Below are 20,995 nucleotides of genomic sequence, written 5' to 3'. Positions count from 1 at the left end.
CGTGCGTCAGTGGTCGTCCCAGTGACCGTCGTGCTCGGCGTGCCGGTGGCCCTCGTGGATGTAGTCCACGTGATCGTCGTGCGGAACGGCGACATGGCCGCAGGCCGGGCCGTGCCGGTGGTCGTGCCCGTCGTGTACCGAGTGCTCGGTCTTCACGCATTCGTCCACATGGTCACCGTGCGCACGGTGCAGGTGGTTGTCATGTGCGTAGTCGACGTGGTCCTCGTGAGGCACCGCCACGTGTCCGCATCCCGGGGAGTGCTGATGGGGGTGGGTGGCGTGGGGGCGGTGTTCTGTCGTGGCGGACATCTGCGTTGCTCCTCGCGGGGGTCAAGGACTCGGGGATGTGCTCGCGTCGGCCGAAAGGCGCGTAAATGGCTCTTTCGGCATATGTTCTAGTCTATCGCCGACGCTGTGGGGATGCTTCTGGGAACGCCCGCGACGGCGTGCGACGAGCCGCCGGCCGGGCCGCCGTGGTGCCCGGCCGAGCACCACGGCGGGCCGAACCTTGGGGCCCCGCCTCACGCGGAACCGTGGAGGCGGGGCCCCGGCCGGTCGGTCACTTGAGGGAACTGGAATAGGGCAGCAGGGCCATCTCCCGTGCGTTCTTGATGGCGGCGGCGACCTTGCGCTGCTGCCGCGCGCTGATCCGGGTCACCCGGCGGCTGCGGATCTTGCCCCGGTCGGAGACGAACTTCCGCAGCAGATCGGTGTCCTTGTAGTCGATGTACGTGATCCTCGCGGCGTCGAGCGGGTTCGGACGGGTCTTGAGGGGCTTGTGGGGGTCCGGGCGGCGTGTCATCGGCTTTCCTTCAGGGTCACGGGTGCGGTTCGGGTGCGGTCAGTGGACCGGGTCGAGGAGCGAGTCGAAGGCGCGGGGCAGGCTCTTCCACGCTTCGCGCCCGGCCGCGTACTCCTCGTCGGTGAGCAGACAGGAATCCAGCACCGCGGTGAGGCCGTCGCGGTCGAGGCCGGGGGAGACGAAGACCAGGTGCTGGCAGCGGTCGCCGTGCTCCGGGTGCCAGTCGAGCGCGGCGGCGGCCCGGCGGAGGGGCGGCACCATGTCCCAGGCGGCGTCCGGCAGGGAAGCGAGCCAGGGGCCGGTGTTCTCGACGCAGAGCGCGCCGCCGGCCGCGTCCCAGGAGAGGAGAGTGTCGGGCCGGTCGGCGAGCCAGAACCGGCCGCGGCTGCGGGCGGCCGCGCAGCACAGGCCCTCCAGCGCCTCGTACAGGCGCTCGGGGTGGAAGGGGCGGTGCCTGCGCCAGACGAGGGTGCTGACGCCGGACTCCTCCGCCTCCTGGGGGAGGAGCGCACACGCCGGGTGCTGGGCGGCGCCCGCCGCCTCCACGTCGAACCCGGCCAGCGCGAGTTCTGTCAGCGCGTCCGATCCGGCCGCCGCCTGCCGGGCCGTGGGGTGCAGTTGCCCGATGAGCGCACGGTCCGCGTCGTCCGCTTCGTCGCTCTCGATGAGGGCGACGACGGACGCGTACTCCAACTGCCGTGCCCAGGTGTCCCCGACGGTACGCTGATCGGTCGCCGCCGCGGCCAGCCCGGCTTCCGCCAGATCGTCGCCATTGGTGAGGCAGGGCAGCACGAGGGCCGGATCGACCGCGGTGATCACGCTCCTCACCTCGGCCCGCCCCTCTCCGTGGACGGCGATGACCTCGGCCATGGCCTTCGGCTCGACGGAGTCCCAGAGATCGAGGACGGCGAGTCGGGTGAGTCCGTCGGCCGCGAGCCGGTGCAGTTCGGGAAGCAGATCCTCCCGCAGCGCGCAGCAGGCGCAGTCGTTCACAAGAGGTGCCTCGCCGCTGGACTGCTCGCCCGAGGAATCGCGGACCGTTCGGTGCACGGTTCCCCGGTCCGCCGTGGTCAGGTCGTGGTGCAGGGCGACGCTGTGAGGGACCTTCCTCAGCAGCCCCTCCACCACCTCGCGGCGGGCGTCGGCGTGCAGGCCGCAGACGATGACGACGGGCAGCTTCCGGTTGTCCTCCATCACCGGCCCTCGCGGCTGCCGTAGCGGCGCTCGAACCGCTCCACCCGGCCCGCGGTGTCCAGGACGCGGGCGGTGCCGGTGTAGAAGGGGTGGCTCGCGGAGGAGATCTCCACATCGACGACCGGGTAGACGTTGCCGTCCTCCCACTCGACGGTGCGTTCGCTGGTGAGGGTGGAGCGGGTCAGGAAGGCGAAGTCGGCGGCTTTGTCGCGGAAGACGACGGGTCCGTAGGCGGGGTGGATACCGGGCTTCATGCTGATGTCCTTCAGGTCGGGCAGGTCGGGCAGGTCGGGCAGGTCGGCAGGTCGGCAGGTCGTGCCGGGTGGGCAGGTCGGGCGGGGGCGGCGTCAGCGCTCTTCTCGGAAGTCCACATGGAGGCGGACGACCGGGTCGAACTTCCGCAGCACCAGCCGGTCGGGATCGTTCCGCCGGTTCTTGCGGGTGACGTAGGTGTAGCCGGTTCCGGCGGTGGAGCGGAGCCTGACGATCGGGCGTAGTTCGGTGCGAGCCATGGCGCTACTATATGGGAATGGTTTCCATTTTCAAGAATGGGCCCCGTCGATGAGAGGCAGGTAACTCTGTGTCCGCCCACTGCCAACTGACCGGCGCCCGGCCGGGCTTCGGCAACGCCATCTCCCACTCGCACCGGCGTACGTCGCGCCGGTTCGACCCGAACATCCAGAGCAAGCGCTACTGGCTGCCCAGCGAGGGCCGGTACGTGCGGCTGACTCTGAGCGCCAGGGCGATCAAGACGATCGACTCGATCGGAATCGAGGCGGCGGTGGCCCGTATCCGGGCGCGAGGGGTGAAGGTCTGATGGCGAAGAAGAGCAAGATCGCGAAGAACGAGGAGCGAAGGACGACTGTCGGGCGGTACGCGGCGCGGCGGGCGGAGCTGAAGGAGATCATCCGCAGGCCGGGGACGCCGGAGACGGAGAGGTCCGTGGCCATCGACGCGCTGCGGCGCCAGCCGCGTAACGCCAGCGCCACGCGCGTCCGCAACAGGGACAGTGTGGACGGCCGACCGCGCGGGCACCTGCGGAAGTTCGGGCTGTCCCGCGTCCGGATGCGGGAGCAGGCGCACGCGGGGTTTCTGCCCGGGGTGACCAAGTCGTCCTGGTGACGGCGGCACACCTGACCTGGTGAGACGGGTGGCGGCTCGGCCTGCGGGCCGCGCGGTCACCCGCCTTCCGCCGTGTTCCGGGTGCCGACTTCAGCTCGGCCCGGCTTGGTTTGTGCGCGTCGGCTTGTGCGGGCCGGACCGGCCAGGACCGGCCCGCGCGCTCGGTTCGCGCTCCGTCCGGAGCGTACGGAGCCCGGTCCGTCAGCTTCCCGTGTGTGCCAGGCGCTGGGCGAACCGGTCGATCTCCTCCTGTCGCAGCCAGCAGGCCGCGAGGTGGGCGACGGCGGCGGAGCCCGATTCGCCGAGGTCGCAGTAGGTGAGCATGCGCAGGGTGTCGTCCCAGGCCCTGCGGAGAGAGGCGGGTGCCGGTGGCCGCGAACCCGCCGCGGCGAGGACCGCGCGGGTGGAGCGCCAGTGGCGGGCGCCGGTGTTGACGAGGGCGTCGAAGCCGAGGAAGGCGGGGACGCCGTGCCGGACCCGGTCGACGGCCAGGGCCACCTGGGCGGGATCGTCGGCGAGGGTGGCCAGGCCGAGTCCGGCCAGCAGGCGTTCGGCGTCGAGGCCCATGAGCATGACGCCCGTCTCGGTGAGCGCGGGCTCGTCGACGGCGGTCAGGGAGAACCGGGAGTCGTAGTCGTCCTGGTCAGACATGGGCGGCCACTCGGTCGTCGGCGAGGCGCGGGACGGCCGCCGACTCCAGGTGGGCGGCGACGGCGGTGGCCACTCGGGCGGTCGCGACGCGGTGCCCGTCGATGTTGCGGGCGGCGGGGCCCAGCACCATGCCCGCTGCCGCGCCGACGGCGAACACGCGGGGCGCGTTGCGGTAGGCCAGGGTCTGTTCGTCCAGGTCGGGCCAGCCGTCGCGAGGTGCGGTGACTCCCTCGGGCAGGAGGTGTTCACCATTGGAGACGGTGGTGCCGAGGGCCAGTACGACATGGTCGCCGATGACCTGCTCGCCGCCCGCGAGCCGGACGGCCGCGCGGCCGGCGCGCTCGGGTGTCACGGCCGTGATGGTGCTGCCCCGGTGCACGGTCAGCCGGCCGTCGGCCTCTGCGCGCCGCAGCAGGGGGCGGAACTCGAACATGACCGAGGCCCGGCGCTGTCTGCCCATCAGGATCTGGCGGTCCTCCCAACTCGTCCCGTCGAAGCGGGCCCTGCCCTCGGCGCGGAAGAACGACGCGTTGACATCGGCGCATTGGTAGCGCTCCTCGGGGGCGCGCAGGACCCAGTGCACGTTCTTGCCGTCGTTGAGGGCGTTCGCGATGAGGTGCGCCGCGCTGAGGCCGGAGCCGACGACGACCAGCCGCTGGGCTTCCCGGGGCACGGGTTCGTCCCAGTAGCTGACGCTTCGAGGGGTGGCCTCGCCGTCCCACCAGTCGGCCGGAGCGGAACGGCGTTCCTCGCCGAGGCAGAGGACGGTGTACGCGGCGGTGACCGCGAACCCGTCGCCGCGGACGGTGACACCGTCGGCACTGGGCCGCACTTCGCGGACGGTGGCCCGCCTGACGCGCTCGTCCACGTGGTGCAGGGTGGCGACGTGCCCGCAGTAGGCCTCGAAGACATCGACGGGCACGACGGAGCGGTGCCCGGCCTGGGCCATGCGGATCTCGCGGCGCTCGACGGGGGTGAGCAGCGACCAGTGGAGGCGGGCGAAGTCGAGCAGTTCGCAGTCGCGGTAGCCCTCGACTCCGGGGTGGTGCTCGTAGGGTGAGCGCAGGACCCGTTGCCCCAGGACGTCGACCCGGTCGAAGAACCGCCCGCACGCCCGCCCTTCGCGGTCCAGGAGGACGACGTCGTGGACGCCGAGGTGCCAGAGCGCGGAGGCCACCGCGAGACCGGCGGGGCCGGCGCCGATGATGGCCACGTCCGCGGTGGCGGGCGGCGGGGTGGTGCGTGTGCCGTGCGGCCCCGGGGAGGGCGGCCAGGCGCGGCCCCGGGGCGAGTCCAGCAGGTGGGGCTCGGGGACGAAGGAGATCACCCGATGACCGTCACAGGAACGATGACCTCGATGACCGGTCGCTGCGGCATCCCCTCGGCGACCAGCTCTTCGAGGGTCCTGGCCGTGATCTCAGGGCTGTCGGTGGCGATCGGGCTGTACCGGGAGTACGCGTAGGTGGGCCTTCGGCCGGTGGTCTCCAGGGAGTACATCTTCACCACGGCCTCGCCGGGGCGCACCTCTCCACCGTAGAAGGTGAGGCGGCGCTGGTCGGGCGTGATGAAGGACTTGGAGAACTGGCGTGACATCACCAGGGTGTCGGCGTCGTCGACGAAGACGGAGTCCTCGTCGGTGGCGGCCTGCATGGCCACCCACGTGCGGTCCGTCAGGTTGGTCTCTGACTTGATGACCTGCCAGCGGCCGGGCTCGGGGAGGTTGACGCAGACCGAGACGTCGTGGTCGACGGTGTCGATGGCGCCGGAGATCATCAGGACGTGGCGGCGTATGTCGGCGACGCCGGCCATTTGGATATCACGGGCCCGGACCCGTGAGGAAACATCTATTCCGGATACTTCCAGTGGCGGCATCAAATCTCCCCGAGTTCTTGACAGAGGAAGTCCAGGTAGCGCAAGTGCGGCCGACATTTTCACAGGCTCTGCACCCTGTCAAGCACACTTGTTCGGACCTGAGTTGATGCATGAACACCCGTCCGCCCGGGAAGTGTGTCAAGCCGCTCGGTCGATTTCCCTCCCGATTCCGGGCACCTCGTCGATCGAGCCGACGTGGGCGATCTCGAAGCTGTCCAGGTCGCGAATATGGATCTTGAGGATGAGTCCCTCCCTCACGGGGACGAAGAAGTCCAGCGGTTGCGTGGCGTCGTCATAGGTCTCGTACGTTCGGAACACCGTTCTGTCGGCGACGGCGAAGAGCGCCTTGTGCACCGCGTTCTTGTGGATCTGCCCGGCCGTCTCGGCCCATCGCTCCACGCGCTCCCAGCCCGAGTGCAGCCGGAGCGGGCCGCGGCCTGCCGGACCGGCGCCGTCCGGCGTGTGCCCGGGTGCCCGGCCGGGCGGGTGGTGCTCGGGCGCCGGTCCCGGCTCCGCCCCCGGCGCGTGGTGTCCGGGGTTCAGGGGCCGCCCGAGCAGGGCGCAGGCAGCCCGCAGTTTGGCTCGGACGGCAGGCGTCGGGCGCAGCCGAAGCACCGCTCGCAGGATGCGCTCCGCGGTCCAGCCGTCCCCCGTTCCCAGGTAGCCGAGCGCCTGCCGGTACAGGAAGTCGGCCTCCTCGCCGCTGAGCCGGCCGGTGGAGGTCGCGAGGTATTCGATGCGTCGCTCGCGGGCGCTTGCGACCTCGGGGACCAGACCGACCAGACCGACCGGGCCGACCGGGCCGATCAGACCGACCGGGACGGCCGAGCCGGTGGTGCCGGCCGCCGGACAGTGCACGGTGATCAACCCGTCGGACAGTTCGGCGAGTTCGGCGAGGGCCGAGAAGAACAACCGGCTTCCGTCGTCGAGCAGTTCGGCGTCGATCACGTCGACGCGGCAGGGGCCCACCTGGTCGAGCCACGCCCGTGCGACCTCACGGAGACTGCGCACCACCCACTCTCCGTACGGCACCCTGTCCGGGGCGTGGGCCCGTCCCCGTACGGTCCCGTTCTCCTCTTCCTCGTCCGTGGCACACGCGGGGTCGTCGGGAGCGACCAGCTTCAGTCCGATGCGTGCCTGCCGGGGCCACGTTGCCGTGGCACCCGTGTTGATCAGGGCTCGCACCGGTGAGAAGCCGACCGTTCCGATCTCGGCCCGCACAGCGAATCTACGCATCCCTACCCCAGTGATCCATCGGCTCGGATACGGCCGAGCGGTGGCACGGCTGTCCGCCTCCACCGCGCATCGGTGACCTCGTGATCGGTCGTGTCAGATGGCGTCGCGCACGACCACGGCAATGGCGCTTCCGATGGCCGACGTAGCCTTGGCAGTATTCACATATCGTGCCGGAAGGTACTTCCTTCGCTTTCCGTCACTTAGCAAAGTAGCTACGTCTCGGGGGTGCCACATCTTCCAAATTGCTCTCGCGCCTGGGGTGTTGCAGGAAACTGACCCACCTCGCCAAGTCCGCTCTTGCCATAACCCCAGATGAGATGCGTGCGCCCACGCGTCTGTCTTCGTGGACGTTCAGGTTGCTGTTCAAGTGGCTGTTCAGTCACCGCGGCGGGGGCTTCGCGCCGCTCGATGCGGGGGACGGATCTGGGGACGGACCCGGGGGATGGAGCCGGGGGATGGGCCCGGGGCTCCGGCGGCCCAAGGGAGTGGCCGTGCCGGCCGGTGCAGCCCTGCCCGGAAAGGGGGAGTGGCTATTCTGCGCGCATGTCGATCACGAACGCGATCACGAACGCGATCACGAACGCGATCACGAACGCGATCACGAACGCGATCACGAACGCGAAGACGGGCGCGAAGACGGACGCGATGACGGACGCGCAACTGGCGGTAGCGGCAGCACAGGCGGGAGCGGCCGTCGTCCGCGCGCTGTACGGGGAACCCCTGGAACGGTTCGAGAAGTCCGCGGCCGATTTCGCGACCACCGCGGACCTGGAAGCCGAGAAGGCCATCCTGCGTGTTCTGCGAACCGCGCGGCCCGACGACGCCATAACCGGTGAGGAGAGCGGGCGCACCGGCGCGGACGGCGCGGAGCGCAGGTGGCTGGTCGATCCGCTGTGCGGCACGCTGAACTACGCCGTGCGCAACATGCTGGTCGCGGTGAATGTGGCCCTCCGTGTCGGGACCCGTATCACCGCGGCCGCGTCCGCCGACCCCTTCACCGACGAGGTGTTCTGGACCGACGGCGAGCGCGCACACCTCCGCGGCGGCGGCAGGGACGAGGAGTCGGTGCCGTCGCCCGATTCGCGCCTGGTGGATGTCAACCTCGACCCACCGTTCCCCAACGCGCCCGGCTTCAGGGTGGCCCGCCTTCTCGACGACCCGGGGTTCATCGAGCGGTTCCGGCCGCGCGTCGTCTCCACCACCCTCGCGGTGGCCTGGGTGGCGGCGGGCAGAAGGGCCGCCTACGTCACCGACGGCGACCTGCGTGACAGCGTGCACTTCGCCGCCGGAATCGCGCTGTGCCGGGCGGCCGGCTGCGTGGTGACCGGCATCCACGGCCAGCTTCTGCACACCGGTGCGGGCGGACTGGTCGTGGCGGCGGACCGGGAAACGCACACCGCGTTGCTGAAGTTGATCAGCGGTCGGTCCTCGGGCGACCGATAGGGCAGGGCCGCGCGCCACCACCTCCCGTCACCACCTGCTCCGCGATCCTCTGCCTGCGCGGACCGGCGGCGGCCCCGAAGGCGCACCGCACGCGACGAAGGGAACCCCGGACCGTCCGGGCCGCCGATGACGTACCGGAGCCGACTCCGGCACGCCCTTTCCTGACGGAACCTCAATCAGTGCCGAGTTTTTCGTGTTATTCGGGGCATATTGTGACATTCGGGCCTTAAGTTGTGGGACGACTCCACTCGGGTGGCGTCACGCATCGCTCCGGGACCGCAAGGAACGTGCGACACCGATGTGTGCGGACGGCTGCGACGGATGAGCCGCACGACCCGGAGCGCCGGTTTCCGCAGGGGCACGTGTCAGGAAAGGCAGGGCAGGTGAACGTGGTGGGGATCATCACTTCCGGTGTGGTCGCGCTGTTCATCACGGTGGTACTGACCGCAGGCATCCGCAGAACAACGCTCCGCCGCAGAGCGCTGGACCGCCCGGACGGCCGCAAGCGGCACGCCCGGCCGATGTCGTACCTGGGCGGAGTGGCGACAGTCCTGAGCGTCACGGGCGTCGGCTGGGCCGGATCCGAGCTGGGGCTCGCGGAACCCGGCGCCCCCGTCCTGCCACTGCTCGCCGTGTCCGGCGCCGTCGCCGCGTTCGGCCTCGTCCACGACCTGAAACCGCTCAATGCCTGGCTGCGGCTGGCGGCACAAGTGGTCGCCGCGGCCGTCTTCGTCTCCCTCGCCGGGCTGTCCCCGATGGTGGGCGTGCTCGCCGCACTCTGGATCGTGTTCCTCACCAACGCCTTCAGCACGCTGGACAATTCCGACGGCGCGATGGCCACCGTCGCCGTTGTCACCGCGACCGGCCTGCTCGTCTGCGCCGCACTCGACGGCCGGTCCGGTGTGGTCCTGCTGCTGACCGTGCTCGTGGCCGCTCTCACCGGGTCGCTGGTTCACAACTGGTACCCCGCGCGGATCTTCCCCGGCGAGTGCGGCTCCCTGTTCACCGGGTTCGTGCTGGCGGGCTCCGTCGTGCTGCTCCATGCGGCGGCGCCACCGGAGCGTGCCGCGTGCGTGGCGCTGCCGGTTCTGATGGTGGTGGCCGTCGCCGACACGGCGCTCGTGCTGGTGTCGCGCCGACGGGCCGCACGGCCGTTGCTCCCGGACGGCGGCGATCACATCGCCCACCGCCTGCGCCGGATCCGCTTCACGGCGCCGGGTGTGGCGGTCGTCCTGGGCTTCGGCGCGGTGGTCGGGGCACTCACAGGAACGCTGGTGTACGCGGGGCTGCTGCACCCGCTCGCCGGACTCGTACCGTCGGCGGGCGCGCTCCTCGCGGTCGTCGCACTGCTCAGGATTCCGGTGTACGGGGGCCCGCCCCGGCGCTCCGCACGGCCGGCCGGCCGCCGGAGGCCCGCAGGGAAGAGGACGACCGGAGCGGTTGGCGCGGCGGTGCCGGCCCCGGCTTCGACGTCCGCTTCTTCCACCGCCGCTTCTTCCACCGCCGCCGCTTCCGGTCCGACCGTGCCGCCCCCGCCGAACGGCCGCCCCGCCACCGAACTTGCCGCAGACCGACGCTGACGGAAGCCCCTGCGGCAGCGGTCGGCCATCGTCGCCGCCCGGTCGGCCAGGGCCTGTCGGTGAAGCATGGAGCCACGGAGACGTGGACGAGGACCGCGTTCGAGACCATCAGGCGCGTGCGGGACGGTAGATTTCCCCTGACCCCGCACCGTGCGAGCGGAGTCGTACGCCGACCGACAGATGGGGAATCGACCTCCATGACTTCTCGAACTCCTGCGAGCGACCCCGCCCCCCACGCCGCGCCCTTCGCGCATTCTCCGCACGCCGCGCACCCCTCGTCCGGAGGGGGCCGGCTCCTCGCCGTGAGCGATCTGCATGCCGCGGTCTCCGAGAACCGGGCCATCGTCGAGTCTCTGCACCCGACGTCGGACGAGGACTGGCTCATCGTCGCGGGCGACGTGGCGGAGCAGCCGCACGATGTCCGGTGGGCGCTGGAACTCCTCGCGGGACGCTTCGCCCATGTGGTGTGGACCCCCGGCAACCACGAGTTGTGGACGATGGACAAGGACCCCGTACGACTGCGCGGGCAGGCCCGGTACGAGCACCTCGTCGAGTTGTGCCGGAGCCTCGGGGTGACGACCCCCGAAGATCCGTTTCCCCTGTGGCCCGGCCCGGAGGGCCCTGTGGCGGTGGCCCCGCTCTTCCTCCTGTACGACTACACGTTCCGCGCCCCCGGAGCACGGACCAAGGAGGAGTCGCTGGCGATCGCGCACAAGGCGGGCATCGTCTGCAGCGACGAGTACCTGCTGCACCCCGATCCGTACACCGGCCGGGACGACTGGTGCCGGGCCCGGGTCGCGACGACCGAACGCCGACTGGCCGCGCACGACCCGGACATCCCGCTCGTGCTCGCCGGACACTGGCCCCTCGTACGGGAACCCACCGCGGTGATGTGGTACCCGGAGTTCGCCCAGTGGTGCGGCACCGAACTCACCGCGGACTGGCACCGCCGGTTCAACGTCGCGGCCGTCGTCTACGGACACCTCCACATCCCCCGTACCACCTGGTACGACGGGGTGCGCTTCGAGGAGGTCTCGATCGGCTACCCCCGGGAGTGGCGCAAACGCGGACATCCGCGCGGACTGCTGCGGCAGATCCTCCCGTACGAGGAACGCCCCGCGACCCCGGACGGCGCACCCGCCCACGGGCACGAACCGAGCCGCACCGCACCTGAGGGAGCCTCGTGATCGAGCGGCTGTTTCCCGAGTACGTCTCCTGCGCCGCCACCCGTGAGGAGACGGTGCCGGACGGAATCCTGTTCCCCGAGGAGGAGGAACTGGTGGCCAGGAGCGTGCCCAAGCGCGTCAACGACTTCGCGACCGCGCGCGCCTGCGCCCGTCGCGCCATGGCGGGCCTCGGCCTGCCGCCCGTGCCGGTGCTGCGCGGCCGGCGCGGTGTGCCGCTGTGGCCCGAGGGGATCATCGGCAGCCTCACGCACTGCGAGGGCTACCGGGCGGCTGCGCTGACGCGGGCGACGGACGCGCTGAGTCTGGGCATCGACGCCGAGCCGCACGCCCCGCTGCCCAGCGGCGTCCGGGACCTGATCTCGCTTCCCTCCGAACGCCGTTGGAACTTCCCGCCCGCGCCCGACGACGACGGTGCGCTGCACTGGGACCGCCTGCTGTTCAGCGCCAAGGAGAGCGTGTTCAAGGCGTGGTTCCCGATCACCGGGACCGAACTCGACTTCGACGAGGCGGACATCACCTTCCGTCGTGCCGAAGTCGGGGGCACCGAAGGCACCCTGAGCGCACGCCTGTTGCGTACCCACCCCGCGCTGCCACCGACGCTGCGGGGCCGATGGCGGGTCGAGGACGGCATCGCCGCCACGGCAGTCCTGGTGCCGCACGGCTGAGGCTGCCGCGCGTGCGGCGGGAATCGGCTGTTCTCCCGGTCGGCTGTTCTCCCGGTCGCACCGCCGGGGTTCAGCTGTCCCGCGCCGTCAAAGGCTGCCCCAGCCGCACATTCCACCGCCCGGACCGGCCGCTGAGCTCGGTGAGTGACAACGGGGCGACATCGAGCCGCCAGAACGCCGCCATCGGCAGAGCCAGTCCATGGACGACCGCCGCCCGTACCACCGAGGGCCCGGCCACCGCCAGCACGCTGTCGTTGCCCTCGGCCTCGGCCTCGGCCTCGGCCTGGGCCTCGGCTTGGGCCCCGGCCTGGGCCTGGGCCTGGGCCTGCGCCGCGAGCCAGCCGCCGACCCGGGCCGTCAGATCCCGCAGGGACTCACCGCCGTGCGGGGCCGCCACGGGGTCGCCGAGCCACTCGGCCACCGCCTCGGGCTCCCGCGCCGCCACCTCGTCCAGGCGTAGGCCGCGCCAGCGTCCCAAGTCCCAGTCGGCGAGGTCCGGTTCGGGCCGGACGGCGAGACCGAGCGCCTCGGTTGTCCGCAGGCACCGCTCCGAAGGGCCGCTCGCGTAGCGGCCTGCCGCCGGTATCGCGCCCGCGGCGGCGCGGGCACGTTGTTCGCCGGCCCTGTCCAGGGGGCCGTCGCCGTCGAAACGGGCCTCCCGCAGCGCGGCGTTCATGGCAGGCGAGACCAACATCACCCGTACCGTCACGCTTTGCCTCCACTCCCTCGACTGTGGCCCCGGTGGCACGGTCTCCCAAGGTCTCCGGGTCCGCGGCCATGCCGATTGCACCATGGCGGTGTCCGCGTGCAGGCGGTAGGGTCGCGTCGACCATGACGAGGGTGTGACGGAAGTCCGGTGAGAGTCCGGCACGGTCGCGCCACTGTGTACCCGTACGTGTACGGGAAGTCAGACCCAGCACCGTCGTCTGAGGCACCACGACAGGGACGCGTGTTCCCACAGGAGGTTCTGCCATGGCACAGTCCGCTGCCCCGGCGACCGGCGCATCTGCGATCACCCCCATCTCGGCGAAGGCCATTGCCCCTTGGGCGGTCTTCTTCGGCATTCTCATGCTCGTCCTGCTGTACTTCGTCGGCGCCGAGCAGGGGGCCACCGCGGTCATCTCCGGCGAAGGCGTCCATGAATGGGTCCACGACGGTCGTCATCTGCTCGGCTTCCCCTGCCACTGAGAAAACAGGGGAAACTCTCGTGAACTCCATATCTGTCAGAGCCCTGCTCGTCCGCGGCATGCTGGCCGGCCTGATCGCGGGCGCCGTGGCTCTCGTCGTCGCCTACTTCCTCGGCGAGTCCCAAGTGGACGCCGCCATCGCGCTGGAAGAGGCCCACAGCCATGACCACGGCGGCGGCGAGGAGCTGGTCAGCCGCACCATGCAGGCGACCGGTGGACTCGCCACCGGCATCCTGGTCTTCGGTGTGGCGATCGGCGGCATCGCCGCTCTCGTCTTCTGTTACGCCCTCGGGCGCATCGGCGACTTCGGCCCGCGGGCCACGGCGGCGCTGATCGCGGGTGCCGCCCTGTTGACGGTGTACGTCGTGCCGTTCCTGAAGTACCCGGCGAATCCGCCGGCTGTCGGCAACCCCGACACCATCGGGAAGCGCACCACCCTGTTCTTCCTGATGGTCGCGCTCGGTGTCCTGCTGGCCGTCGCCGCCGTCATCCTCGGCAGACGGCTCGCACCCCGCCTGGGCAACTGGAACGCGACCATCGTCGCGGCTGCCGGATTCGTCCTGCTGATCGGGCTCGCCTATGCGTTCCTGCCCTCGGTCAACGAGGTCGGCAAGGACTTCCCGGCCGCCCTGTTGTGGGAGTTCCGGCTCTCCACGCTGGCCATTCAGGCCACGCTCTGGGCCGTTTTCGGCCTGGTCTTCGGCTATCTGACCGAACGCCTGCTGGCGCCGCCCGGGACGGGGGCGGCGGCGGACGGCGTCGCGGTGTCCCGCGACAGGGCCGGGGCGGTGACCTGACGGGCTGACCGCCTGACCTGCTGACCGCCTGATCTGCTGGCGGTACTGCTGGTCGGACAGGACTGCTGGGCGGACAAGAACCCGCCGGGGATCATCCCGGCGGGTTCCGTCGTATGCGGCGGGGTAGCGATGCTACGGGCGTCACCGACAGCAAGGGTAGCGACGCTAACGTTATGGTGTTAGCGTTGATGTCATCGGGTTCGCGGAACGCCGACCCCTGTGTCATCGGGAGCGAGACCATGACTGACCACGCCACTGCTACTGCCGCCACCACTGCTGCCGCACCGCGCGTCGCCCTTGTCACCGGGGGATCCCGGGGAATCGGCCGGGAGAGCGCCGAACGGCTCGCGGCCGACGGTTTCGCCGTCGTCATCAACTACGCGAGCAACCGGACCGAGGCCGAGGCCGCTGTCGAGGCCATCACGGCCGCGGGCGGACAGGCAGTCGCGCGTCAGGCCGACGTCGCCGACGAGATCGCCGTCGCGGCTCTCTTCGACGCCGCCGAGGAGACGTTCGGGGGCATCGACGTGGTCGTGCACGCCGCGGGTGTCATGGCACTCGCGCCGCTGGTCGAGTTCGACCTCGACGCGTTCGACCGGATGCACCGCACCAACATCCGCGGCACGTTCGTCGTCGACCAGCAGGCCGCGCGGCGCCTGCGGGGCGGCGGGGCCATCATCAACTTCTCCAGCTCGGTGCTGTCGCTCTCCCTGCCCGGATACAGCGCCTACGCGGCCACCAAGGGGGCCGTCGAGGCCATGACGCTGATCCTCGCCCGCGAGCTGCGCGGCCGGGACATCACGGTCAACGCCGTGGCCCCCGGGCCGACCGCCACGGCCCTGTTCCTGGACGGCAAGGACGAGGAGACCGTCGCGAGGATGGCCGCTCAGCCGCCGCTGGAGCGACTGGGCACGCCGCGGGACATCGCGGAGGTCGTCTCGTTCCTCGCGGGCCCCGCGCGCTGGGTCAACGGGCAGGTCGTGCGCGCCAACGGCGGCATCGTCTGACGGCCGCTTCCGAAAGCGGACGGCCGACGGCCTGCGGCGCGAGCCGGACCGTGGGCCCCGCATGTCTCTTGCCTGCGCCGCTGTTCGCCCGTGCGCATTTCCGACCGAGGAGCAGCCCCATGAGCAAGGTCATCGTCATCACCGGTGCGGGTTCCGGTTTCGGAGCCCTGGCCGCTCGGGCCCTGGCACGCTCGGGCCACATTGTCTACGCCGCCATGCGGAACACCAACACGCGCAACGCCGGCCGGGTCGCCGAGGCGGCGGCCTACGCGACCGAGCATGGGGTGGACCTGCGCACCGTGGAGCTGGATGTGCTGTCCCAGGAATCGGCGGATACCGCGATCTCCGCGGTCATCACCGAGGCCGGCCGCCTCGACGTACTCATCCACAACGCCGGGCACATGGTCACCGGCCCCACCGAGGCGTTCACCCCCGAGGAACTCGCGGCGGTCTACGACACCAATGTGCTGGGGACCCAGCGTGTGAACAGGGCCGCGCTGCCGCGGCTGAGAGGCCAGCGGCACGGTCTGGTGGTGTGGATGGGTTCCACGTCCACCAGGGGCGGTACGCCGCCCTATCTGGCCCCCTACTTCGCCGCCAAGGCCGCCATGGATGCCCTGGCCGTCTCCTATGCCGCCGAGCTGGCGCGTTTCGGCATCGAGACCACCATCGTCGTGCCGGGCTCCTTCACCTCGGGAACCAACCACTTCATCACGGGCGGGCATCCGGCCGACCAGGCCGTGGTCCCGGACTACGAAGAGCTCTACGCCGGCCTGATGGAGCAGGTGTCCCAGCGCCTGGCCGCTCTCGCTCCCGCCGATGCCGATGTCGTACAGGTCGCCGACGGCATCGTCCGGGTCGTGGACGCCGAGCACGGCAAACGCCCCTTTCGCCTGCACGTCGATCCTGTCGACGACGGCAGCGAGGCGGTCAGCGCGGTCGCCGACCGTGTCCGCGCGGAGTTCCTCGGCCGGATCGGTCTGGACGACCTGCTGACGCCGCATGCCGCTTGATAGCGTCCGTTCGATGAGCACGCGAACACGCATTCTGGAAGTGGCGGCGGATTTGGTGAGGGAGTCGCCCGACGGTGACATCTCCACGCGTGCGGTGTGCGAGGCGGCGCAGGTGGGAGCCCCTGCCCTCTACCGGCACTTCGGGGACAAGGAAGGTCTGCTGTCGGCGGTCGTCGATGACGGATTCGACAAGTATCTGGCGACCAAACGGGAACGCGACGACACCACGGACCCCGTTGAGGATCTGCGCAACGGCTGGGACAGCCATGTGGAGTTCGCCCTTCGGAACCCGAACCTCTACCGGCTGATGAACTCGCCGGCGATGCGTACGCCGCCGGAGGCGGCACTTGAGTCCCACCGGATCCTCACCAGGGATCTGACACGGGCGGCCGCGGTGGGAAGGCTGCGCGTCGCCCCGGACCTCGCGGCGCAGATGATCATGTCGGCCAACACGGGAGTGGCCCTGATGCTCGTGGCGCGCCCGGCGACCTTCTCCGACAGCGCCATGTCCGGGAGGGTGCGCGACGCCGTGCATGCGGCCGTCCTCACTCCGGACGCGACCCCGAGCGACCCTGCGGAAGCCGGAGTCCCCTCGACGGCGGCTCGCTTGAGTGCTCTGCTGCGCCACTCCCACGAATCGGGACTCAGTACCGCGGAGGCGGCCCTGATGACGGAATGGCTGGACCGAGTGGCGAACTCTCTTCCGGGAGATGGGCCGACGGCCTGAACCGTCGACCCACCGCCTTCGCCTTCGCCCCCGCCTCAGGAAGCGCCGGAGTCGAAGTCGCCGGTCAGCGCGGCAGCCATCCGCAGATGCGGCGCGGCCTCGGCGTGCCGTCCCTGGCGCTCCAGGGTGCGCCCCAGCATGAGGCGCGCGTAGTCCTCCACCGGGTCCCGCTCCAGTACCGCGCGCAGCTCGGCCTCGGCCTTGCCGAGCCGGGCGGAGTGGTAGTAGGCGCGGGCCAGAAGCAGCCGCGGGGCGACCTGCTCCGGCACCTCCTCGACCAGCCCGCCCAGAATCCGGGCCGCCGTCAGGTACTCCTTGGCCTCGAAGAACATCTGTGCCCGGTCCCACCGGTCGGCGGCAGTGCCGAACTCGTAATAGGTCTCGCTCACGTGTCCTCCTCCTGTTTCCCTTCCGGCGCGGGCTGCCCGAAGGCTCCATCCGCGTTCGCTCAGGGATGAGAACACAGCATAATGGTTTAACATTCCACTAAATTTTCGGCGTGGGGACCGGACCTCCGCGCCCGTACGGGAATAGGTTGTGCGCCATGAGCAATCTCGAGCGCCAGGCCGCACTCTCCGTCTGCGGAGGGCGGGGCTTCGTCGTCGCCGAACCGGTACGTGAACTTCTCACCCCGCGCCGCGTCCAGCTCGGCGAGTCCACCGAAGTGCGCCGCCTGCTGCCCAACCTGGGGCGCCGCATGGTCGGTGCCTGGGCCTTCGTGGACCACTACGGCCCCGACGACATCGCCGACGAGCCCGGCATGCAGGTACCGCCCCACCCCCACATGGGGCTGCAGACGGTCAGCTGGCTCCACGACGGCGAGGTTCTGCACCGCGACAGTCTGGGCAGCCTCCAGACGGTGCGGCCCCGCGAGCTGGGCCTGATGACCTCGGGCCGGGCCATCAGCCATTCCGAGGAAAGCCCGAAGTCGCACGCCAGGCTTCTGCACGGCGCCCAGCTTTGGGTGGCCCTGCCCGATGCTCACCGGGACGTCGAGCCGCACTTCCAGCACCACGTCGACCTGCCCACCGTCACCGCGCCCGGCCTCACCGCCACCGTCATCCTGGGCGAACTCGACGGTGCGGTCTCGCCGGGCACCGCCTACACCCCGATCGTCGGCGCGGACCTGGCGCTGGCGCAGGGCGCCCAGGCCCGGCTGCCGCTGGACCGTGACTTCGAGTACGCGGTTCTGTCCATGTCCGGCGAGGCGGAGGTCGACGGCGTACCCGTACTGCCGGGCTCGATGCTCTACCTCGGCTGCGGCCGCTCCGAACTGCCGGTGCGTGCGATCTCCGATGCTGGACTCATGCTCCTCGGGGGCGAGCCGTTCGAAGAGGAGATTGTCATGTTCTGGAACTGGATCGGACGCTCCCAGGAGGACATCGCCCAGGCCCGCGAGGACTGGATGAACGGGACCCGCTTCGGCGAGGTGAAGGGCTACGACGGCCCTCCGATCCCGGCCCCGGAGCTGCCTGTGGTGCCGCTGAAGGCACGGGGGAGGGTGCGCTGAGCTGGGGAAATCGCCCGAACTGACCTCAGGCTGGCTGGCTTCGGACAAGTTCCGTCTCTGGTCGACTCGTAGCTGCTCACTTGGCCCTTGGTGTGCGCTGCGGATCTTGGGTGCGACTCCCATGTAGAGCAGGGTGTGGTGACGTTTGATGGAACGAATGCTGACTCAACGCTGACGTCACTGACGACCAGTCAGTTATCTGGTGGTGGTCCGCGCCATGTCGTCGCGCCAGGAGTGGGCCGGCCGAGGCTCCGCCCGCAAGGCGGTCCGGTGTATGGGGCAGGGGCGTGGCGTGTGTTGCGTCGCGCGTGATGGGCAACGGTCGACTACGCGGCTACGCTGATCCACCGAATTATGGGCAGTCGACAAAGAAAGCCCTCTCGGCTTCCAGTTCGCGACAGGACCGCGTCCGCGTGCGTGATCATGATGCGAGTCGCCGAGTTCGCGAGGATGCCGTCGGAGAAGCTGCATCGGTCGGCCTCGCAGTGTCACCCGCCTGAGCGGTTGATCTCGGGCTGCCGCAGAGCTGGGTTTGTGGGACGGATCGCTACTGTGCCAGCGGCCGTGGCAAAGTCCAGATGTGCGGCCAGCCGAGTCCAGGCTGATGGCCACCGGAATTCCAGGTGGATGGCCGTCTGACCAGTGGTGTTCCTGATCACTTCCTTAACTGGAGGAGACCCCTCCGCCCGTTTGCTGGTGTTTGCACGCATCAGTTACCGGCCGGAGAGGTCCTGTGACGAAGTCTGACACGGAGATTATGGAAATCCTTGAGGCGTACGACCTGACCGGGACGGTCTGGTCGGCGGCGACCTTGACGGGGCACGACCCGAAGACGGTCAAGCGGTATGTCGAGGCCCGCAACGGTGGGCGCAATCCCTATGGGCGAGAGCCGCGGCCGAAGATGATCGATGCGTTCCTGGAGAAGGTCGAGGAGTGGGTCGAGCAGTCGAAGGCGACGATCCGCGCCGATGTGGTCCACGAGAAGCTCGTGAAGATGGGCTACCGGGGCAGCGCGCGCTCGACGAGACGGGCGGTGAACGCGGCGAAGGGTGCGTGGAAGGCGGGCAAGCGCCGGACGTACAGGCCGTGGATTCCCGAGCCGGGCCGGTGGCTGCAGTTCGACTGGGGCGAGGGGCCGCGGATCGGCGGCCGACGGACCTGGCTGTTCTGCGCTTGGCTGTCCTGGTCGCGGTTTCGGGTGGTGATCCCGTTCTGGGACTGCACGTTGGGCACTTTGGTGGCTTGCCTGGATACCACGCTCCGGCAGATCGGCGGGGCGCCAACGTATGTGCTGACCGACAATGCGAAGACGGTCACCGTCGAGCACATCGCCGGGATCCCGGTACGTCATCCGCAGATGGTCGCCGCGGGCCGGCATTACGGCTGCCAGCTGGTCAGTTGCGTGCCCTACGACCCCGAATCGAAGAGCGGTGCGGAGGCCACGGTCCGTATCGCGAAGGCCGACCTGGTGCCCACCAGCGCGAACCTGCTGGCCGCCTACGACACCTTCGCCGAGCTCGTCGATGCCTGACTGACCTGGTGCGATGCGGTGAACTCGCGCCGTCACCGGGCGACCGGGCAGATACCCGCCGACCGTCTGGACGTCGAACGCACCACGCTGCATGTCCTGCCCATCGAGCCGCTCGCGCTCGCGCTGTGCGAGGAGAGACTGGTCGGCTCAGGGCGCACCATCAGCTTCAACTCGGTGCGCTGCTCGACCCCGCCGGGCTATACCGGCGCGAGGGGGTGGTGTCGATGTCCTTCCAGGCCCCGTTCTCCTTCACCCGAATTGGGGCGGGATACGCCTCCGTGGTGAGGGACCCTTCTGGGTCGGCCCAGACCCCGCCGGTCGCGGTGCGCCGCGAAAGGATCTCGATACGGCGACCCTGCATTTGGGCGAGGATCCGGGCCTCGGACTCATTGGCGGCCTCGGCCGGCCCGAGATCGGGCGCCGGCGGAACGGCCGACGTTGACACTGACTCGGTCTCCGCCTGTGCTTCGTAGTTGGCCGCTGCCGCGAAGCCGCCGGTGAGGGCCAGCACCAGCATGGCGGCGGCGGCCCGTTGCCCACTTCCCCATCGGGGTCTTCGCCTGTTGTGTACGTTCGTTGGCGGCATTCCGCCCCTCCCCGATTCATCCCGAGCGAGATCGCTGGGAGGATGAGTATGCGGGAGCCCCCGGCGATCGCGGACAGATCAACTGAAGAAGCGAAACCGGGAGGTCGGCCAGCAGCGAGCTCGGGATGCACGGGGAAGCCGCGAGTGTCCAGGTCGCGCGGTCGAGGCTCGGACCAGCCCAGAGCGTCCGGTTACTGAGGTCTTGAATTGGCTGTTGGGCGAAGAAGGGCGTCGCATTGAACACACCCGTGTCACCAGCTGGGGAGTTCCAGCGCAAGACGTAGCCTGGTGGAGCGTGGGCCCCGGCCAACTATCCGGATGAGGGTCACGTCACGCCCTGGCGGCCGCACCACCTGCCCCCTCGGCCGCCAGGCGTCGAGCCGCCGCACCGCCCTCAAAGGCCGACGCGGGCACCGCCCGCGTCCAGCCGCACCGGGTGCGCACGGGGACACTTCCGTGACGGAATTTCAGCTGATGGGTTTGACTGCTGGTTGCGCGTCGGAGTCGTGGACCAGCTCGGCAAGCTGAACCAGGAGACTGTACGTCGCCGTACGCCCCTGGACGCGGACGAAATAGGACCGCCCGGAGCACTTGAAGATCTCGCGGCGGCGCACCTTCCACCGGCCGTGCTCGTACGTGTTCGCCGCCTGAAGCAGAGCGCTCTCCGCATCCTCGGTGCTGCCTTCGAACTCCGCGACGGTACGCGCGTCGCTGTAGGCCTCCGCCACACCGCCGACCGGTATCGCCAGCACTATCCATCGGGACATCCCGCGATCAGTTCCCTCCGACTGGGCGCCGCACCGCCGCGACGCACACGGGGCCAGTGTGACAGCCGATCATCGGACTCTCGGCCACCACAACCAGGGGCCGGCTGCCCGGAAACCC

At 70.1% G+C, this 20,995-nt stretch carries 26 protein-coding genes; 13 read left to right on the top strand and 13 right to left on the bottom strand.

Going from position 1 to position 20,995, the window contains the following annotated elements:
- Positions 1-6 precede the first annotated feature (6 nt).
- From OG413_RS31340 to rpmG, 5 genes are all read right to left on the bottom strand, one after another.
- Entirely contained in the window at positions 7-309 is a 303-nt protein-coding gene (locus tag OG413_RS31340; protein ID WP_266811497.1) for a hypothetical protein, read from the bottom strand.
- A 250-nt stretch (positions 310-559) separates the two neighbouring features.
- The gene (gene rpsR / locus OG413_RS31335) at positions 560-802 is read right to left on the bottom strand and encodes a 30S ribosomal protein S18 (RefSeq protein WP_266811495.1); all 243 of its coding nucleotides are present in this window, start codon (positions 800-802) and stop codon (positions 560-562) included.
- A gap of 39 nt (positions 803-841) precedes the next feature.
- The gene (locus OG413_RS31330; RefSeq protein ID WP_266811493.1) at positions 842-1,996 is read right to left on the bottom strand and encodes a GTP-binding protein; all 1,155 of its coding nucleotides are present in this window, start codon (positions 1,994-1,996) and stop codon (positions 842-844) included.
- Entirely contained in the window at positions 1,996-2,250 is a 255-nt protein-coding gene (locus OG413_RS31325; RefSeq protein WP_266811491.1) for a type B 50S ribosomal protein L31, read from the bottom strand. The genes OG413_RS31330 and OG413_RS31325 overlap by 1 nt, the downstream gene beginning before the upstream one ends.
- A gap of 93 nt (positions 2,251-2,343) precedes the next feature.
- On the bottom strand, positions 2,344-2,508 hold the full coding sequence (gene rpmG, locus OG413_RS31320) for a 50S ribosomal protein L33 (protein ID WP_266811489.1): 165 nt from the start codon (positions 2,506-2,508) through the stop codon (positions 2,344-2,346).
- A gap of 68 nt (positions 2,509-2,576) precedes the next feature.
- Here rpmG and rpmB point away from each other — a divergent pair, with 68 nt between their 5' ends.
- Together rpmB and rpsN are read left to right on the top strand one after the other, a co-directional pair.
- A complete protein-coding gene (gene rpmB / locus OG413_RS31315) occupies positions 2,577-2,813 on the top strand; it encodes a 50S ribosomal protein L28 (RefSeq protein ID WP_266811487.1) in 237 nt (78 codons plus the stop codon).
- Positions 2,813-3,118: a 30S ribosomal protein S14 gene (rpsN, locus tag OG413_RS31310; RefSeq protein ID WP_266811485.1), complete on the top strand. Its 306-nt coding sequence runs from the start codon at positions 2,813-2,815 to the stop codon at positions 3,116-3,118. The genes rpmB and rpsN overlap by 1 nt, the downstream gene beginning before the upstream one ends.
- Positions 3,119-3,319: 201 nt before the next feature.
- Here the strand turns inward: rpsN and OG413_RS31305 are convergent, their stop codons facing one another.
- The 4 genes from OG413_RS31305 to OG413_RS31290 form a co-directional block, all read right to left on the bottom strand.
- Positions 3,320-3,769: a DUF6187 family protein gene (locus OG413_RS31305; RefSeq protein ID WP_266811483.1), complete on the bottom strand. Its 450-nt coding sequence runs from the start codon at positions 3,767-3,769 to the stop codon at positions 3,320-3,322.
- Positions 3,762-5,096, bottom strand: a complete 1,335-nt coding sequence (locus OG413_RS31300) for an FAD-dependent oxidoreductase (protein ID WP_266811481.1) — start codon at positions 5,094-5,096, stop codon at positions 3,762-3,764. Before OG413_RS31300 ends, OG413_RS31305 begins: the two co-directional genes overlap by 8 nt.
- The gene (locus OG413_RS31295; protein ID WP_073721169.1) at positions 5,093-5,578 is read right to left on the bottom strand and encodes a DUF6423 family protein; all 486 of its coding nucleotides are present in this window, start codon (positions 5,576-5,578) and stop codon (positions 5,093-5,095) included. Before OG413_RS31295 ends, OG413_RS31300 begins: the two co-directional genes overlap by 4 nt.
- A gap of 201 nt (positions 5,579-5,779) precedes the next feature.
- Positions 5,780-6,877: a DUF6235 family protein gene (locus tag OG413_RS31290; RefSeq protein WP_266811477.1), complete on the bottom strand. Its 1,098-nt coding sequence runs from the start codon at positions 6,875-6,877 to the stop codon at positions 5,780-5,782.
- A 645-nt stretch (positions 6,878-7,522) separates the two neighbouring features.
- On the opposite strand from OG413_RS31290, the gene OG413_RS31285 reads away from it, so the two are divergent.
- From OG413_RS31285 to OG413_RS31270, 4 genes are all read left to right on the top strand, one after another.
- Positions 7,523-8,320: an inositol monophosphatase family protein gene (locus OG413_RS31285; RefSeq protein ID WP_266813190.1), complete on the top strand. Its 798-nt coding sequence runs from the start codon at positions 7,523-7,525 to the stop codon at positions 8,318-8,320.
- A gap of 392 nt (positions 8,321-8,712) precedes the next feature.
- Positions 8,713-9,900 carry an MraY family glycosyltransferase gene (locus tag OG413_RS31280; RefSeq protein WP_323137944.1) on the top strand — a complete coding sequence of 396 codons (1,188 nt, stop codon included), beginning with the start codon at positions 8,713-8,715 and terminating at the stop codon, positions 9,898-9,900.
- A 197-nt stretch (positions 9,901-10,097) separates the two neighbouring features.
- On the top strand, positions 10,098-11,087 hold the full coding sequence (locus tag OG413_RS31275) for a metallophosphoesterase (RefSeq protein WP_266811476.1): 990 nt from the start codon (positions 10,098-10,100) through the stop codon (positions 11,085-11,087).
- Entirely contained in the window at positions 11,084-11,752 is a 669-nt protein-coding gene (locus tag OG413_RS31270) for a 4'-phosphopantetheinyl transferase (protein WP_266811474.1), read from the top strand. The genes OG413_RS31275 and OG413_RS31270 overlap by 4 nt, the downstream gene beginning before the upstream one ends.
- 70 nt (positions 11,753-11,822) lie before the next feature.
- On the opposite strand, the gene OG413_RS31265 is transcribed toward OG413_RS31270, so the two are convergent.
- Complete coding sequence (locus tag OG413_RS31265) at positions 11,823-12,446, bottom strand: histidine phosphatase family protein (protein WP_266811472.1); 624 nt, start codon at positions 12,444-12,446, stop codon at positions 11,823-11,825.
- A 278-nt stretch (positions 12,447-12,724) separates the two neighbouring features.
- Between OG413_RS31265 and OG413_RS31260 the strand changes: the two genes are divergently transcribed.
- The 5 genes from OG413_RS31260 (at position 12,725) to OG413_RS31240 (ending at position 16,483) form a co-directional block, all read left to right on the top strand.
- Positions 12,725-12,940, top strand: a complete 216-nt coding sequence (locus tag OG413_RS31260; RefSeq protein WP_266811471.1) for a CbtB-domain containing protein — start codon at positions 12,725-12,727, stop codon at positions 12,938-12,940.
- 19 nt (positions 12,941-12,959) lie between these two features.
- Positions 12,960-13,736, top strand: a complete 777-nt coding sequence (locus OG413_RS31255) for a CbtA family protein (RefSeq protein ID WP_266811470.1) — start codon at positions 12,960-12,962, stop codon at positions 13,734-13,736.
- 239 nt (positions 13,737-13,975) lie between these two features.
- A complete protein-coding gene (locus tag OG413_RS31250) occupies positions 13,976-14,743 on the top strand; it encodes an SDR family oxidoreductase (RefSeq protein WP_266811469.1) in 768 nt (255 codons plus the stop codon).
- A gap of 119 nt (positions 14,744-14,862) precedes the next feature.
- Entirely contained in the window at positions 14,863-15,756 is an 894-nt protein-coding gene (locus tag OG413_RS31245) for an SDR family NAD(P)-dependent oxidoreductase (protein WP_266811467.1), read from the top strand.
- A 13-nt stretch (positions 15,757-15,769) separates the two neighbouring features.
- Complete coding sequence (locus OG413_RS31240) at positions 15,770-16,483, top strand: TetR/AcrR family transcriptional regulator (RefSeq protein ID WP_266811465.1); 714 nt, start codon at positions 15,770-15,772, stop codon at positions 16,481-16,483.
- Between the two features lie 35 nt (positions 16,484-16,518).
- On the opposite strand, the gene OG413_RS31235 is transcribed toward OG413_RS31240, so the two are convergent.
- Complete coding sequence (locus OG413_RS31235) at positions 16,519-16,872, bottom strand: tetratricopeptide repeat protein (protein WP_266811464.1); 354 nt, start codon at positions 16,870-16,872, stop codon at positions 16,519-16,521.
- Positions 16,873-17,027: 155 nt separating this feature from the next.
- On the opposite strand from OG413_RS31235, the gene OG413_RS31230 reads away from it, so the two are divergent.
- Positions 17,028-17,993 (top strand): pirin family protein, encoded by a 966-nt coding sequence (locus OG413_RS31230; RefSeq protein ID WP_266811462.1) that lies wholly within the window; start codon positions 17,028-17,030, stop codon positions 17,991-17,993.
- Between the two features lie 757 nt (positions 17,994-18,750).
- Complete coding sequence (locus OG413_RS31225; protein WP_266811460.1) at positions 18,751-19,524, top strand: hypothetical protein; 774 nt, start codon at positions 18,751-18,753, stop codon at positions 19,522-19,524.
- A gap of 166 nt (positions 19,525-19,690) precedes the next feature.
- Here OG413_RS31225 and OG413_RS31220 read toward each other — a convergent pair whose 3' ends face one another.
- Both OG413_RS31220 and OG413_RS31215 read right to left on the bottom strand, forming a co-directional pair.
- Entirely contained in the window at positions 19,691-20,041 is a 351-nt protein-coding gene (locus OG413_RS31220; RefSeq protein ID WP_266811458.1) for a hypothetical protein, read from the bottom strand.
- Between the two features lie 536 nt (positions 20,042-20,577).
- Positions 20,578-20,877, bottom strand: a complete 300-nt coding sequence (locus tag OG413_RS31215; protein ID WP_266811457.1) for a hypothetical protein — start codon at positions 20,875-20,877, stop codon at positions 20,578-20,580.
- Positions 20,878-20,995 lie beyond the last annotated feature (118 nt).

The organism is Streptomyces sp. NBC_01433 (genome assembly GCF_026340105.1).
Classification (GTDB): Bacteria; Actinomycetota; Actinomycetes; order Streptomycetales; family Streptomycetaceae; genus Streptomyces.
The sequence above is the reverse complement of the archived record's forward strand: the minus strand, read 5'-3'. Positions and strand labels throughout refer to the sequence as shown.

Coding starts and splice junctions, on each gene's coding strand:
- OG413_RS31275 (WP_266811476.1), top strand. CDS start 10,098: ATGACTTCTCGAACTCCTGCGAGCGACCCCGCCCCCCACGCCGCGCCC.
- OG413_RS31215 (WP_266811457.1), bottom strand. CDS start 20,877: ATGTCCCGATGGATAGTGCTGGCGATACCGGTCGGCGGTGTGGCGGAG.
- OG413_RS31220 (WP_266811458.1), bottom strand. CDS start 20,041: ATGCTGGTGCTGGCCCTCACCGGCGGCTTCGCGGCAGCGGCCAACTAC.
- OG413_RS31230 (WP_266811462.1), top strand. CDS start 17,028: ATGAGCAATCTCGAGCGCCAGGCCGCACTCTCCGTCTGCGGAGGGCGG.
- OG413_RS31265 (WP_266811472.1), bottom strand. CDS start 12,446: ATGTTGGTCTCGCCTGCCATGAACGCCGCGCTGCGGGAGGCCCGTTTC.
- OG413_RS31305 (WP_266811483.1), bottom strand. CDS start 3,769: ATGTCTGACCAGGACGACTACGACTCCCGGTTCTCCCTGACCGCCGTC.
- OG413_RS31340 (WP_266811497.1), bottom strand. CDS start 309: ATGTCCGCCACGACAGAACACCGCCCCCACGCCACCCACCCCCATCAG.
- OG413_RS31225 (WP_266811460.1), top strand. CDS start 18,751: ATGGAAATCCTTGAGGCGTACGACCTGACCGGGACGGTCTGGTCGGCG.
- OG413_RS31290 (WP_266811477.1), bottom strand. CDS start 6,877: ATGCGTAGATTCGCTGTGCGGGCCGAGATCGGAACGGTCGGCTTCTCA.
- OG413_RS31260 (WP_266811471.1), top strand. CDS start 12,725: ATGGCACAGTCCGCTGCCCCGGCGACCGGCGCATCTGCGATCACCCCC.
- OG413_RS31285 (WP_266813190.1), top strand. CDS start 7,523: ATGACGGACGCGCAACTGGCGGTAGCGGCAGCACAGGCGGGAGCGGCC.
- rpsR (WP_266811495.1), bottom strand. CDS start 802: ATGACACGCCGCCCGGACCCCCACAAGCCCCTCAAGACCCGTCCGAAC.
- OG413_RS31250 (WP_266811469.1), top strand. CDS start 13,976: ATGACTGACCACGCCACTGCTACTGCCGCCACCACTGCTGCCGCACCG.
- rpsN (WP_266811485.1), top strand. CDS start 2,813: ATGGCGAAGAAGAGCAAGATCGCGAAGAACGAGGAGCGAAGGACGACT.
- OG413_RS31325 (WP_266811491.1), bottom strand. CDS start 2,250: ATGAAGCCCGGTATCCACCCCGCCTACGGACCCGTCGTCTTCCGCGAC.
- OG413_RS31240 (WP_266811465.1), top strand. CDS start 15,770: ATGAGCACGCGAACACGCATTCTGGAAGTGGCGGCGGATTTGGTGAGG.
- rpmG (WP_266811489.1), bottom strand. CDS start 2,508: ATGGCTCGCACCGAACTACGCCCGATCGTCAGGCTCCGCTCCACCGCC.
- OG413_RS31295 (WP_073721169.1), bottom strand. CDS start 5,578: ATGGCCGGCGTCGCCGACATACGCCGCCACGTCCTGATGATCTCCGGC.
- OG413_RS31245 (WP_266811467.1), top strand. CDS start 14,863: ATGAGCAAGGTCATCGTCATCACCGGTGCGGGTTCCGGTTTCGGAGCC.
- OG413_RS31330 (WP_266811493.1), bottom strand. CDS start 1,996: ATGGAGGACAACCGGAAGCTGCCCGTCGTCATCGTCTGCGGCCTGCAC.